This window comes from Streptomyces sp. RP5T, from assembly GCF_003933965.1.
GTDB lineage: Bacteria > Actinomycetota > Actinomycetes > Streptomycetales > Streptomycetaceae > Streptomyces.
In genome coordinates this window covers 1-13,682 of the sequence record NZ_RSAJ01000211.1, presented here as the reverse complement: position 1 = coordinate 13,682, position 13,682 = coordinate 1, and the positions used below count along the sequence as shown (strand labels likewise).

The window sequence follows — 13,682 nt, the reverse complement described above, 5'->3', positions numbered from 1 at the left end:
GGGTCGACTCCTCGTCGGTGCGGGAGCGGGGCGTCTCGGGCCAGGTCTGCTGCGCGGGGCCGGTGTCGGCCGGGGAAGCCTCGGGCCACGGGGGCGGAGCCGCGGCGGGCTCGGTCTTCGTCCAGTGCCGCAGGGCGCCCGACTCGACGTCGATCTGCGCGCTCAGGGTGTCCAGGTCGTCGTCGGCGAAGCGGCGGGCGCGGTCGCGTGCCGCCCAGCGCAGGGCGTCGGCCGACTGTGTGATGCGCTCGGTGCGCTCCCGCAGGCCCGGCAGGCGCTCGGCGAGCCTCGCCCGGTCGGGCTCGGACTCCAGGCGCTTGAGTTCGCCGTCCAGCTCGTGGCCGTGCGCGCTGAGCCGCTGGAAGAGGCCGAGGGACTCCTTGAGGGATGCGTCCTCGGCCTCGACCGCCTGCAGCGCGTCCTGGGTGGCCCGCATCGAGGTGCGCAGCTTCAGCCGCAGCTGGGCGAGTTCGCCCGCCGGGCCGAGTTGGGCGAAGGACTTGGCCCGCAGGGTGTGGTCCTCGACAGTGCGCCGGGCCTGGGTGAGGGTGCGGTCCACTCCGCGCTTGGCGGCACCGACCGCCTTCACCGTCGCATAGACGCCGAGCGCCACGAAGAGCACGAAAAGCAGGGCCACGATCGCGATCACTGCTTCCACAACGCTCCTCCTCCGACCGGCGCGGCACTGCCCGCGCCACTCTTCAACGGTAAACGCAACAGGCAGGTCCGGAGTTCCGAGGGAACCCCGAACCTGCCCGCACGCAACCCCTAGGGGCCCGAAAACAAAACCGGCGCCCGGCGCCGGACGGGCACTACGCCGGAACGATGTTCACCAGCTTCGGCGCCCGCACGATCACCTTGCGGATGCCCGCCCCGTCCAGCGCCGCCACGACCTTGTCGTCGGCCAGCGCGGCCTTCTCCAGCTCCTCGTCGGAGATGGCCGGCGAGACCTCCAGGCGGGCCTTGACCTTGCCCTTGATCTGGACCACGCAGGTCACGGTCTCGTCCACGACGTACTGCGGGTCGGCGACCGGGAAGTCCTGGTGGACGACCGAGTCGGTGTGGCCCAGCTTGCGCCACAGCTCCTCGGCGATGTGCGGGGCCAGCGGCGTGATCAGCAGCACCAGCGCCTCGGCGACCGGGCGCGAGACGGCGCCGCCCGCCTTGGTCAGGTGGTTGTTCAGCTCCGTGACCTTGGCGATGGCCGTGTTGAAGCGCAGCCCCTCCAGGTCCTGGCGCACCCCGTCGATCGCCTTGTGCAGGGCGCGCAGCGTGGCCTCGTCGGGCTCGGCGTCGACGACGGTCACCTCGCCGGTGGCCTCGTCGACGATGTTGCGCCACAGCCGCTGCAGCAGGCGGTACTGGCCGACCACCGCGCGCGTGTCCCACGGCCGCGAGACGTCCAGCGGGCCCATCGCCATCTCGTACAGGCGCAGGGTGTCGGCGCCGTACTCCTCGCAGATCGCCTCGGGGGTGACGGCGTTCTTCAGGGACTTGCCCATCTTGCCCAGCTCGCGCTTGACGGGCTCACCGGCGTAAAAGAACTGGCCGTCGCGCTCCTCGACCTCGGTCGCCGGCACCGGGAAGCCCCGGCTGTCGCGGTAGACGAAGGCCTGGATCATGCCCTGGTTGAACAGCTTGTGGAACGGCTCGGGGGACGAGATGTGCCCCAGGTCGTACAGGACCTTGGACCAGAAGCGCGCGTACAGCAGGTGCAGCACGGCGTGCTCGGCGCCGCCGACGTACAGGTCGACACCGCCGTGCGGCTGACCCGCGCGGGGGCCCATCCAGTACTGCTCGATCTCCGGGTCCACCAGGACGGAGTCGTTGTGCGGGTCCAGGTAGCGCAGTTCGTACCAGCAGGAACCCGCCCAGTTGGGCATGGTGTTGGTCTCGCGCCGGTACTTCCTGGGGCCGTCGCCCAGATCCAGGGTGACGTTGACCCAGTCCTCGTTGCGGGACAGCGGGGTCTCCGGGGAGGTGTCCGCGTCGTCCGGGTCGAAGGTGCGCGGCGAGTAGTCCTCGACCTCGGGCAGCTCCAGCGGCAGCATCGACTCGGGCAGCGAGTGGGCGATGCCGTCCTCGTCGTAGACGATCGGGAAGGGCTCGCCCCAGTAGCGCTGGCGGCTGAACAGCCAGTCGCGCAGCCGGAAGTTGACGGTGCCCTCACCGATGCCCTCGCGCTCCAGCCACTCGGTGATGCGCGCCTTGGCCTCGGCGACCCCCAGGCCGTCCAGGGAGACGCCCCGGCCGGTGGAGTTGATGATCTTCGCGTCGTAGGACGAGAAGGCGTCCTCCCACGTGGAGGTGTCGGTGCCCCGGCCGTCGGTGGGCTCGACGATGCAGTGGATGGGCAGCTCGAAGGCGCGCGCGAACTCGAAGTCGCGCTGGTCGCCCGCCGGTACGGCCATGATCGCGCCGGTGCCGTAGCCCATCAGGACGTAGTCGGCGATGAAGACGGGGACCTGCTCGCCGTTGACCGGGTTGGTGGCGTACGCGCCGATGAAGACGCCGGTCTTGTCCTTGGCCTCGGCCTGGCGCTCCACGTCGGACTTGGCGGCGGCCTGCGCGCGGTAGGCGGCGACGGCCTCGCCCGGGGTCGCGTGACCGCCGGTCCACACGTCGTGGGTGCCCTCGGGCCATTCCCGCGGCGTGAACTTCTCGACCAGGGGGTGCTCGGGCGCCAGCACCATGTAGGTCGCGCCGAACAGGGTGTCGGGGCGCGTGGTGAAGACGGTGATGTGCTCGCCGTCGATCGGGAAGTCGACGCGGGCGCCCTCGGAGCGGCCGATCCAGTTGCGCTGCTGCAGCTTGATGGCCTCGGGCCAGTCCAGCTCGTTCAGGTCGTCCAGCAGGCGGTCGGCGTACGCGGTGATCCGCATGTTCCACTGGCGCAGCTTGGCCTTGAAGACCGGGAAGTTTCCGCGCTCGGAGCGGCCGTCGGCGGTGACCTCCTCGTTGGCCAGCACGGTGCCCAGGCCCGGGCACCAGTTGACCGGGGCGTCGGAGGCGTAGGCCAGGCGGTACTCGCCCAGGACGTCGGCGCGCTCGCCGGCGGTCAGGGCGGACCAGGAACGGCCACCGGGAACCGCGCGCTCACCGGACTCGAACGCGGCGACCAGTTCGGAGATCGGGCGGGCCTTCTTCGCCTCGTCGTCGTACCAGGAGTTGAAGATCTGCAGGAAGATCCACTGGGTCCACTTGTAGTAGTCCGGGTCGATCGTGGCGAACGACCGGCGCTTGTCGTGGCCCAGGCCCAGCCGGCGCAGCTGGGACTTCATGTTGTTGATGGCGGCCTCGGTGGTGACCCGGGGGTGCTCGCCGGTCTGCACGGCGTGCTGCTCGGCGGGCAGGCCGAAGGCGTCGAAACCCAGGGTGTGCAGGACGTTGTGGCCGGTCATCCGCTGGAAGCGGGCGAAGACGTCGGTGGCGATGTAGCCCAGCGGGTGGCCTACGTGCAGGCCCGCACCGGAGGGGTACGGGAACATGTCCATGATGAACTTCTTGGGCCGGGCCACGACCGCAGGGTCGCCCGCCAGGTCGCCCTTGGGGTTCGGTGCCGCGTAGGTGCCGTGGGCGTCCCAGAAGTCCTGCCAGCGTGCCTCGATCTCGGCCGCGACGGCGGCCGTGTAGCGGTGCGGCGCGGCCACCTCGGCGGGGGCAGCGGGGTTCGTCTCGCTCATGTCCTCAAAGCTCCATCGATCGTCTCTGCCAGCGGGCTGTGTCGTCCGGAAACGAAAAATCCCCTCGCACAGGAGGGGACGCCGCGCCGATTCCGACCACGTCTTCACCGGTGGTCGGGACTGATCAGCGCGGCTCGCTAAGCAGAAGGCGTACGGCACGCATGGCGTCAGAGTACCGCAGCCGTTGAGCAAGCCGCGACGAGCTTACGTATGCCTCTTTGGCACCGGGTGCCGCACTCGCCGCCGCAGTCGAGCGCAACCGTCCGACCCGACAGGAACCGAACCGACGTCAATGATTACTTCGCGTAACAGGTACTAAGGGGCATCACAACAGCCCCACGGCCGTTTGATAACAACGCAATAACTCAAACGCCGTACCCATCGGTATGGCGCCACTTAGAGTGCGGCAGCGGGACCGCCTTCCCGAACCGCTCGGAGTTGCCCCCATGAACCCTCGCAGTAGCAACAACACGCTCCCCAGGACGGGCCGGTCGGCCTACGGGGTGGCGACGGCCGTCTTCCTGCTGGCCATCCCTCTGGTCGTGGTGTACGGAGGTGTCTGGCTCCAGGACTTCCTCAACTTCGGGGCGGGCGTGGTGACGCTTGTCCTCCTCACCTGCTCCGTGATCTGGGGGCTGGTCGCGCAGGACCGACTCGTCCTCAACACCAGGCAGCGGATCGTCGCCCAGGGTGTGCACCGGATCACCGCCGTGGGCTCGATCGCGTTCCTCCTGCTGCACATCGGCATCAAACTGACCCTCGAACACACGACGTGGATCGCCGCGTTCATCCCGTTCGGGCTGGGCTTCAGCAGCAGCGGCGGCCTCATAGGCCTCGGCACACTGGCCGGCCAGCTCATGATCTTCGTCGGCATCACCGGGGCCCTGCGCAACAGGTTCGCCTCCCCGGCCCCGGTCGCGGCGCGCTGGCGCGCGATGCACATGCTGGCCTACCCGGCCTGGTGCGCCGGCCTGGTCCACGGCCTGTACGCGGGCCGCGCGGTGAAGGCCCCGATCTTCACGTACATGTACGCACTCTGCGTGCTCGGCGTCATCGCGGCCCTGGCCCTGCGCGCGGCCCCGCGCCCGTTCAAGCGCAAGGTCACCGACCGGGTCGCCATGCTGCTCGGCGCCGAGGAGCGGCCGGGCCGCGAGGAACTGGAGGCCAGCCGGGCCAGGAGGGCCGCGGAGAGCGCCGCGCCGGGCCGCGAGAGCCGCAGGGCACCCGAGTCCGCCGGCCGGCGCTCCGAGTCCGCCCTGCCGGGCTACGAGGGCCTGGGCCAGACCGGCTCCATACCGGCGTACCAGGCTCCGCCGGCCCAGGAACCCGCGGGCAGCGGGTTCGCCGCCGCCTACCGCGCCATGTCCCCGGGCGCGCAGCAGTCCTTCGACACCGGCCAGACCGCGCGCATCGACATGCCCATGGACATGCAGGCCGCCACCGACCCCATCGCGCGCATGGACACCGTCGGCAGCACCTCCGGCAGCTGGCCCGTCCCGTCCCCGCCGCCGGTCGGCGAGGCGCCCCCCTCCGCCTACGACCCGCTCCAGGACACGGGTTACAACATCCCCACTTATGGCGGCAATTCGGGCACGGCCAGCTATCTCACGGGTGATGTGCGCGACACCGGTGAGACGAACACCCTTTACGGCACGTACAACTCGAATGACACGTACAACAGCGGTCCCGCCACTGATCCAACGCCCGGTCAGTCGTACGACTACGACTCACCGGGTCCGGGCGAACCTTGGAACACGCCTTCCGGAGGCTATAGGTGAACGAGGCCCTGCCCGACGTACCAGAAGTCCGCGTGGTCGGTCTTCCCCAGCTCACGTCGGGCTTCGACCTTGTCGAACGACTTGACCTGCCCATGCACCTGAAGGTGCACGGGCCGCTCGAACCCATGGGCGGCGAGCAGCTCGCGAAGCTCTCCGAAGCCATCAACCTGAAGGGGCGCGGCGGCGCCGGCTTCCCCTTCCACAAGAAGCTGCGCTCGGTCGCCGAGGCGGCGATCAAGCGCGGCATCCGGCCGGTCGTCGTCGTCAACGGCAGCGAGGACGAGCCCGCCTGCCGCAAGGACACGGTGCTCATCAACCGTGCCCCGCACCTCATCCTGGACGGCGCCCTCCTGGCCGCCGAGGCCCTGGGTGCCCGCACGCTCGTGGTGGGGGTCACCCGGGAGTCCACCCAGCGCTCCATGGAGGCCGCCCTCGCCGAGCGCGGCCTCAGCAACGGCCGCCGGTCGGCGCTACGCGCACGCGTGCAGCGCAATCCCGTCCGCATGGTCACCGGAGCGGCGGCCTCGCTGATCCGCTCCATCGACGGCGGCCCGGCCATCCCGCCCGGCCGCAAGGTCAGCGCCTCGCAGAACGGCGTCGGCGGCGCACCGACCCTGCTGTCCAACGCCGAGACCTTCGCGCAGCTCGCGATCGCCGCCCGCATAGGCCCGGAGCGCTACGGCAACACCGGCCTGTACGACGAGCCGGGCACCGTCATGCTGACGGTCTCCGGCGCCGTCGCGCGCCCCATGGTGATCGAGGTCCCGACGGGCGTACCGCTGCGCTACGTCCTGCAGTTGGCCGGGGCCCCACCGGTCCCGCAGGGTGTGCTGACCGGCGGCTACCACGGCAAGTGGATCGACGCGGCGACGGTCAACGAGGCGATCGTCTCCCGCAACTCCCTGGACGCCGTGGGCGGTGCGCTCGGCGCGGGCGCGATCCTGCCGATCACTCAGGAGACCTGCCCGCTGGGCGAGTCGCTGCGGGTGGCGCAGTGGCTGGCCGAGGAGAGCGCGGGCCAGTGCGGGCCCTGCTACCTCGGTCTGCCGGCCGCCGCGCGCGGCATGGAGGACATCCTCAACGGCGGCGGTCCGGCCGCCCTGGAGGCGCTCAAGCAGGTCGCCAAGAACGTGAAGCGGCGCGGCGCGTGCTCGCACCCGGACGGCTCCGCGATGTTCCTGGAGTCGACCATCAAGGCGTTCACGGACGACCTGGCCGCCCATGTCCTCGGCAACGGCTGCGGACGGCCCGTGGAGGGCGTTCTGCCGCTCTTCGAGGGCGGGAAGATGCCCACGGGCATCCCGGGCGGCGGCGAGGCCGAGGAGACCGGCCCCAGCCGTCAGAAGATCTACGTCGACTGGACGCTGTGCCGGGGCCACGGCCTGTGCGCCGACATCCTCCCGGAGGTCTTCGAACTCGGCGCCGACGGCTTCCCGACCGTCGCCCAGGCCCAGGTGCCGCGCTACGCCGAGGCGAAGGCTCTACGCGCGGTGCGTCGCTGCCCCGCGCTCGCCCTGCGCCTGGAGGAGGAGAGCCCGCGCGACAAGGGCCCCACTCGCAACCTGCCGGTCCTCTCCCAGGGCCGCGGAAGGCGTGCGCTGGGCCGCTGAGCCGACGTCACGAGCCGACGTCACGAAGGGGGCCGCCCGATGCCGGGCGGCCCCCTTCGTCGTACGCTCCCCGGTGCGCGCAACTCCTCCCGGGAACGCAAGAATCCCGCCGGATCGATGATCCGGCGGGATCTTTCTGTGGAGCTAAGGAGATTTGAACTCCTGACCCCCTGCATGCCATGCAGGTGCTCTACCAACTGAGCTATAGCCCCGTGCGGTGTTCCACCCGGTTTCCCTGGCGGCGACGCCAACATTACACGGTCCACCGGGTGGAACACCAAATCGTTTCCCTGCGGGCAGGACACCCGCCGTCAAGCGGTCACGAACGAGTAGAACCGCTTCAGCGTGCAGTGTTCCTCCAGGAGACGGCCGTAGATCGGCTCGCCCTCCAGTTCGCGGTACGTCTCGATGGGGTCGCCTTTTATGATCAGCGCCCGCGCGCACTCCTCGCACCAGTACTGGTAGTCGGGATTGACCGGCTCCATGTCCCGCACGATCGGCGTCCCGCTGCCGCACCAGTCGCATTTCCGCCTGTGTGCACCCATCGATCAGCTCCAGCTGTGGCCGCAGGCCGTGCACACGTAGGAGACTCCGCCGTTGTCGCCGAGTACTTGGGCCACGTGGACGGAACCGCAGGAAGGGCAGATGAGGCGCACCGTCGTGTCCTTCGTCGATGCCGCTTCGCGGAGGTGGCCGACCTCCACGAGGATGCTCGCAGGCATCACTACTCCCTCCCGTCGGGTCGCGCCCCCTTCCGGCCGTTTGATTCTGCCACGGCCGGGCCAATACGGTCAGCGACGCCTGAGTACCAGTCCGGACACGGCGCCCACCGCGGCGGTCCCGGCCGACGCGAACACCCACGCTCAGAGCGCCTCCGCAGAGGTATACGCCTCAGAGGGGCCGAGTGACTCAAGTCGCTTCGAGAACAGTGTGCGGAGGCGGGCCCGACGCCCGGGCGGAGCCTGCTGACGAGGAGACACATGAAAGATCCCGCCTCCGGACGGAGACGGGATCTTCATCGAGTGGAGCTAAGGAGAATTGAACTCCTGACCTCCTGCATGCCATGCAGGCGCTCTACCAACTGAGCTATAGCCCCTTGCGTTCTTCCCGCTCAGCGGGGCGAACAAGAAGAACTTTAGCCTGCGCCCCGCCGGAAAGTGAAATCCGGTCCGCAGCCCTCAGTCGTCGTCGCCGAGCACCGGCTCCGGGAGGGTGCCGGCGTTGTGCTCCAGGAGGCGCCAGCCGCGGGCTCCCTGGCCCAGGACGGACCAGCAGCAGTTGGAGAGGCCGCCGAGGCTCTCCCAGTGCCGGGCGTCCAGACCGAGCAGCCGGCCGATGGTGGTGCGGATCGTCCCGCCGTGGCTGACCACGACGAGCGTGCCGTCCTCGGGGAGCTTCTCGGTGTGCCGCAGCACCACGGGGGCGGCACGGTCGGCGACCTCGGTCTCCAGCTCGCCGCCGCCGCGGCGGACCGGCTCGCCCCGCTTCCACGCGGCGTACTCCTCGCCGTGCCGGGCGATGATCTCCTCGTGCGTCAGCCCCTGCCACACGCCCGCGTAGGTCTCGCGCAGGCCCTCGTCGTGGGCGACGTCCAGGCCGGTGAGCGCGGCGAGCTCGGCGGCCGTGTTCGCGGCCCGCTGGAGGTCGGAGGCGACGATCGCGTCGGGCTGGAGGGAGGCCAGCAGCCGGGCGGCGCGGCGGGCCTGGCCGACCCCGGTCTCGGTGAGCGCGACGTCGGTGGTGCCCTGGAAGCGGCGCTCCACGTTCCAGGAGGTCTGCCCGTGCCGCCACAGGATGACGCGGCGGCCCCGGCCCTTGCGGTCGGCGGGAGCGGTCACCGCGACTCCCCGTACTCGGTGTCGTCCTCCTCGGCCCGGAGCTTGGCGTGCTCCTCGCCCTTGCCGCGGGTGGCCTTGGCGTCGGCGGGCAGCTCCAGCTCGGGGCAGTCCTTCCACAGCCGCTCCAGGGCGTAGAAGACCCGCTCCTCGCTGTGCTGGACGTGGACGACGATGTCCACGTAGTCGAGCAGGACCCAGCGGGCCTCGCGGTCGCCCTCGCGGCGCACCGGCTTGGCGCCGAGCTCCTTCGAGAGGCGCTCCTCGATCTCGTCGACGATGGACTTGACCTGGCGGTCGTTGGGTGCGGACGCCAGCAGGAAGGCGTCGGTGATCGAGAGGACGTCGCTGACGTCGTAGGCGATCACATCGTGGGCGAGCTTGTCGGCGGCCGCCTGCGCGGCGGTGTTGACGAGCTCGAGGGAACGGTCAGTCGCGGTCACTACAAGGCTTTCGGTCGACGGTCACTTGACATCAAGGGTCTCACGGACCGCCGACGGCACCCGACGTGATCGCGTGGATCACGTCGGGTGCCGTCGGGGGCCGGGACCGGGACTAGGAGGAGGAGCCCGGCTTGTAGTCCTGGCCGAGGACCACGGAGACGTCCGCGCCGGAGGAGATCGTGCCCTTGCCGACGGCGCCGGCGGGCAGGCCGAGGGTCTTGGCGACCTCGGTGGCGTTCGCCTTGTCGGCGGCGTCGGCGTAGACCACCTTGGAGGTGGCGCGGGCCGAGCTGGGTGTGCCGCCGTCGACGAAGGTGAAGCCGCCGTTGAGGAGGACGACCCGGGCCTTCTCGGTGTTGTCCTTGGTGCCGGTGGCGTTCTGGACGGACACGCTCACCGCGGCGTCCTTGTCGGGGCTCTTCGCCTTGCCGCCGAGGACGTCCTTGACCACGCTCGCGCTGGCCGCCGCGCTCAGGGTGCCGTCCTGCTGCACGGGCAGCAGGGCCGTCTTGTAGTCACCGCTCTTGGCGAGGTCGGCGAGCTTGGCGAGGAAGGTGCCGAGGTCCTTGTCGGTCAGGGAGGGGTCGAGGATCTGGGCCAGCGTCTGGACGGTGGTGGTGGCGGCCGCCGGGTCGGAGGACAGCTTGCGCAGGACGCCCTGCATGACCTGGCCGAACCGTTCCAGCTGGGCGTTCTGGGCCTCGCCGGAGGCGCGGTAGGTGGCGTAGGCGACGGCCATCTTGCCGCTGAGGGTCTGGTCCTTCCCCTTGGCGACCAGGGGCGCCTGGCCCTTCTTCTTGGCGGCCGGGTCGGGCACGGCGGCGTTGGTGTCGACGTCGATGTTCCCGACGAGGTCGACCAGGTTCTGCAGATAGGGCGTGTCCAGGCGCCAGGTGCCCTCGATGTCGGTGCCGAGGACGGTGTCGAGGGAGTCCACGGTCCCGGAGGAGCCGTCGTCGTCGACGGACTTGGCGAGGGTGGTCGTGGAGCCGTCGTCGGACGTCAGGTTGAGGGAGTTGGGGATCAGGACGGTGGTGCCCTGCTGGGTGGTGGTGTTGTCGACGAGCAGCGCGGTGGAGGTGCCGCCCTTGGTGGTGTTGTGCAGGTGGACGACGATCACGTCGCGGTTCTGGGCGCTGGCCGCGATCGTGTTGTCCTTCTTGCTCTCCGTCTCCGACAGGCCGGGCAGCTTCCCGGCGTACCAGAGGTAGCCGACCCCGCCCACCGCGACCAGGGCGAGGACGACGACCAGGGCGACGAGCCGGCTGCGGGCGCGGCGCTTGGCCTCCTCGCGGCGCTCGGTGCGGTTCTCGGTGAAGTTGAGCCAGTCGATGACGTCCTCGGAGTCGCCGTCGGGCTCCTCGACGAACGCGAACTGCGCGGTGTGGTACTGCCGTTCGTCCGCGTCGGCGGCCTCGGCGCCGGCCTGTGTCCCCGCGCCCGGCCCGCCCTGCTGCGGGATGTAGGCGGTCTGCTCGGCGACACGCGGCTGCCGGCCGCTCGCCGCGGCGCGGCCGTAGGGGTCGTACGACGTCCCCGGCCCGGGGCCCTGCCGGGTCCCGTCGGCGTAGGCGTCGTAGGGGGGCGCGGGCGGCTGCTGCCCGGTGTCGCCGGTGCCGTAGGGGTCGTACGGCGGGACGGGGTTCTGGGTGCCCGTGTCGTACGGGGCGGCCTGCTGGTGGCCGGTGGCGTACGGGTCGTAGCCGTAGCCCTGCTGGGCGTAGGGGTCGTACTGCTGCTGCGGGGCCTGTTGCGGCGGGACCTGCTGGTACACCGGCCGGCCGTACTCGTCGTAGCCGACCAGCGCGTACTGGTTGTCCTGGTCGTCGCCGTAGCCCGCGTCGTATCGGTCGTTCACCGGTGCCCCTCTCGGCTCACTCGCCGCGGTACAGCTCGCGCTTGTCGATATAGCGCACGACGCCGTCCGGCACCAGGTACCAGACGGGGGCGCCCTTGGCGACTCTCGCCCGGCAATCGGTGGAGGAGATGGCCAGCGCGGGGACCTCGACCAGCGAGACACCGCCCTCGGGGAGTCCGGGGTCGGCCAGGGTGTGGCCGGGCCGGGTGACTCCGATGAAGTGCGCCAGGGCGAACAGCTCTTCCGCGTCCCGCCAGGTGAGGATCTGGCCGAGGGCGTCGGCGCCCGTGATGAAGAAGAGGTCGGTGTCGGGGTTGAGGGCCTTGAGGTCGCGCAGGGTGTCCGTGGTGTAGGTCGCGCCACCGCGGTCGATGTCGATGCGGCTGACCGAGAACTGCGGGTTCTCGGCGGTCGCGATGACCGTCATCAGATAGCGGTCCTCGGCCGGGGACACCTTGCGGTGGGTCTTCTGCCACGGCTGGCCCGTCGGCACGAACACGACCTCGTCCAGGTGGAACTGCGCGGCGACCTCACTGGCCGCCACGAGGTGCCCGTGGTGGATCGGGTCGAACGTTCCGCCCATGACGCCCAGTCGGCGCTTGCCGAGGCTCGACGGGCCGTTGCCCGGGCCGGTAGGCATGTCCTGCTCTCCCATGCGTGCAGACCCTACCGGCCCGGCCTGAGGGCCCTGGCCGCCGGAGGACCACTGTGCCCCGCTTTGGGCATCCGGGTTCTCAGCGGTCGCGGTTGAAACGGGTGGTGATCCACAGCAGGAGCAGCAGGATGAGGAGGGCGCCGCCGCCGGTCACCAAGGGGTTGAGGCTCTCGTGGTTGCCGCCGTGCTCCTCGCCCTCTGCGGCGAGGGTGACCAACTGGGCAGCGGTGCTGTGGAAGCTCATCTTCGGCAGGACCTATCCGGTGGGCGGGATAAAGATGTCGGCCCATCGTAAGCGGGCGCGGTGAGGGCGATCACGCCGACTCCACCGTTGGGGGGCGGCAGGGAACCTTCGCCCTTCGTCAGTCGTCCTTCCGCTTGTACCCCCGCAGCAGGAACCACGCGGTGAACGCACAGCCCACGAACATCACGACCAGTACCACCCGGAGCAGATTTCCGGCCCCTTGCTGCTCGGCCGCGCTCGCGGCCTCGGTGAGCCAGGCGGCCCGGGTGTGCTCCATGACGTGGACTCCTTCGCTGTACTGCCCGTCCACGCTATCTCCGCCTAGGCTGGGCTCTGCTTCGGGGGCGCAAAGGGCCGCACAAGGGTCCGCAAAGGATCACAGCGGTCGAAGCGGCACAGCCACAGAGGGCACAGCCAAAGACGCACATGGGGGAAGAGATGTCCGACGACGGCCACCACGACAGCGGCCACGAGAACGTGCCGAGCAGGCAGCGCAGGCGTTTCCCGGGTATCTCCTCGCGTGCGTACGAACACCCCGCCGACCGCTCCGCCCTGGTGGCGCTGCGCAAGCTGAGCGGTTTCGACACGGTGTTCAAGGCGCTCAGCGGTCTGCTCCCCGAGCGCAGCCTCAGGCTGCTGTTCCTGTCCGACTCGGTGCGCGTCTCCGACCAGCAGTTCGCGTATCTCAACGACATGCTGCGGGACGCGTGTTACATCCTGGACCTGGAGAAGGTCCCGCCGATGTACGTCAACCAGGACCCGCAGCCGAACGCGATGTGCATCGGCCTGGACGAGCCGATCATCGTCGTCACCACGGGTCTGGTGGATCTGCTCGACGAGGAGGAGATGCGGGCGGTCGTCGGCCACGAGGTGGGCCACGCGCTGTCCGGCCACTCGGTCTACCGGACCATCCTGCTGTTCCTGACCAGCCTCGCTCTCAGGGTCGCGTGGATCCCGCTGGGGAACATCGCGATCATGGCGATCGTGACCGCGCTGCGCGAGTGGTTCCGCAAGTCGGAGCTGTCGGCGGACCGGGCGGGCCTGCTGGTCGGGCAGGACCTGCGGGCCTCGATGCGCGGCCTGATGAAGCTGGCCGGCGGTCACCATCTGCACGAGATGAACGTGGACGCGTTCCTGAAGCAGGCCGAGGAGTACGAGGCCGGGGGCGACCTGCGCGACTCCGTGCTGAAGATCCTCAACGTCCTGCCGCGCTCCCACCCCTTCACCACCGTGCGGGCGGCCGAGCTGAAGAAGTGGGCCGAGTCCCGTGACCACCAGCGGATCATGGACGGCCACTACCCGCGCCGGTCGGAGGACAAGGACACCTCGGTCACGGACTCCTTCCGCGAGTCGGCGGCGAGCTACGCGACCAACGTCAAGAGCTCCAAGGACCCCCTGATGAAGCTGGTCAGCGACATCGCGGGCGGCGCGGGGGACCTGGGCGGCCGGGTACGACGGGGCTTCGGCGGCTTCTCGAACTCGGCCCCCCGGGACGACGAACCCCCGACGGACACCCCCCGCGACAACGAGGGCTGAACCCCGGTGGGGCGGGGGACGGCGGACAACACCTCCGTCC

The 13,682-nt window shown here is 70.2% G+C and carries 13 protein-coding genes and 2 tRNA genes; 3 read left to right on the top strand and 12 right to left on the bottom strand.

Annotation, left to right across the window (positions count from 1 at the left end):
- The coding region (locus EHS43_RS22150) for a hypothetical protein (RefSeq protein ID WP_125192510.1) at window positions 1-658 on the bottom strand (658 nt) is incomplete at its 3' end.
- A gap of 154 nt (window positions 659-812) precedes the next feature.
- Window positions 813-3,683: a leucine--tRNA ligase gene (gene leuS, locus EHS43_RS22145; protein WP_125192509.1), complete on the bottom strand. Its 2,871-nt coding sequence runs from the start codon at window positions 3,681-3,683 to the stop codon at window positions 813-815.
- A 446-nt stretch (window positions 3,684-4,129) separates the two neighbouring features.
- On the opposite strand from leuS, the gene EHS43_RS22140 reads away from it, so the two are divergent.
- Window positions 4,130-5,461 (top strand): cytochrome b/b6 domain-containing protein, encoded by a 1,332-nt coding sequence (locus EHS43_RS22140; protein WP_260470643.1) that lies wholly within the window; start codon window positions 4,130-4,132, stop codon window positions 5,459-5,461.
- A complete protein-coding gene (locus EHS43_RS22135) occupies window positions 5,458-7,071 on the top strand; it encodes an NADH-quinone oxidoreductase subunit NuoF family protein (protein WP_125192508.1) in 1,614 nt (537 codons plus the stop codon). The genes EHS43_RS22140 and EHS43_RS22135 overlap by 4 nt, the downstream gene beginning before the upstream one ends.
- Window positions 7,072-7,210: 139 nt before the next feature.
- Here the strand turns inward: EHS43_RS22135 and EHS43_RS22130 are convergent.
- From EHS43_RS22130 to EHS43_RS46570, 10 genes are all read right to left on the bottom strand, one after another.
- Window positions 7,211-7,283, bottom strand: a tRNA-Ala gene (locus EHS43_RS22130).
- A 99-nt stretch (window positions 7,284-7,382) separates the two neighbouring features.
- Window positions 7,383-7,616, bottom strand: a complete 234-nt coding sequence (locus tag EHS43_RS22125) for a hypothetical protein (RefSeq protein WP_003976229.1) — start codon at window positions 7,614-7,616, stop codon at window positions 7,383-7,385.
- A 3-nt stretch (window positions 7,617-7,619) separates the two neighbouring features.
- Window positions 7,620-7,793, bottom strand: a complete 174-nt coding sequence (locus EHS43_RS22120) for a hypothetical protein (RefSeq protein ID WP_125192507.1) — start codon at window positions 7,791-7,793, stop codon at window positions 7,620-7,622.
- Window positions 7,794-8,094: 301 nt separating this feature from the next.
- Window positions 8,095-8,167, bottom strand: a tRNA-Ala gene (locus EHS43_RS22115).
- Between the two features lie 82 nt (window positions 8,168-8,249).
- Complete coding sequence (locus EHS43_RS22110) at window positions 8,250-8,909, bottom strand: histidine phosphatase family protein (RefSeq protein ID WP_125192506.1); 660 nt, start codon at window positions 8,907-8,909, stop codon at window positions 8,250-8,252.
- Window positions 8,906-9,349 (bottom strand): ribosome silencing factor, encoded by a 444-nt coding sequence (rsfS, locus tag EHS43_RS22105; protein ID WP_125192505.1) that lies wholly within the window; start codon window positions 9,347-9,349, stop codon window positions 8,906-8,908. The genes EHS43_RS22110 and rsfS overlap by 4 nt, the downstream gene beginning before the upstream one ends.
- Before the next feature lie 112 nt (window positions 9,350-9,461).
- On the bottom strand, window positions 9,462-11,207 hold the full coding sequence (locus EHS43_RS22100; RefSeq protein WP_125192504.1) for an LCP family protein: 1,746 nt from the start codon (window positions 11,205-11,207) through the stop codon (window positions 9,462-9,464).
- A gap of 16 nt (window positions 11,208-11,223) precedes the next feature.
- The gene (gene nadD, locus EHS43_RS22095) at window positions 11,224-11,862 is read right to left on the bottom strand and encodes a nicotinate-nucleotide adenylyltransferase (RefSeq protein ID WP_125192503.1); all 639 of its coding nucleotides are present in this window, start codon (window positions 11,860-11,862) and stop codon (window positions 11,224-11,226) included.
- A 79-nt stretch (window positions 11,863-11,941) separates the two neighbouring features.
- Window positions 11,942-12,106, bottom strand: a complete 165-nt coding sequence (locus EHS43_RS46575) for a hypothetical protein (protein ID WP_185806357.1) — start codon at window positions 12,104-12,106, stop codon at window positions 11,942-11,944.
- A 118-nt stretch (window positions 12,107-12,224) separates the two neighbouring features.
- Entirely contained in the window at window positions 12,225-12,383 is a 159-nt protein-coding gene (locus EHS43_RS46570) for a hypothetical protein (protein WP_037716948.1), read from the bottom strand.
- 161 nt (window positions 12,384-12,544) lie between these two features.
- Here EHS43_RS46570 and EHS43_RS22090 point away from each other — a divergent pair, with 161 nt between their 5' ends.
- Window positions 12,545-13,642 carry a M48 family metallopeptidase gene (locus EHS43_RS22090; protein ID WP_125192502.1) on the top strand — a complete coding sequence of 366 codons (1,098 nt, stop codon included), beginning with the start codon at window positions 12,545-12,547 and terminating at the stop codon, window positions 13,640-13,642.
- Window positions 13,643-13,682: the final 40 nt, after the last annotated feature.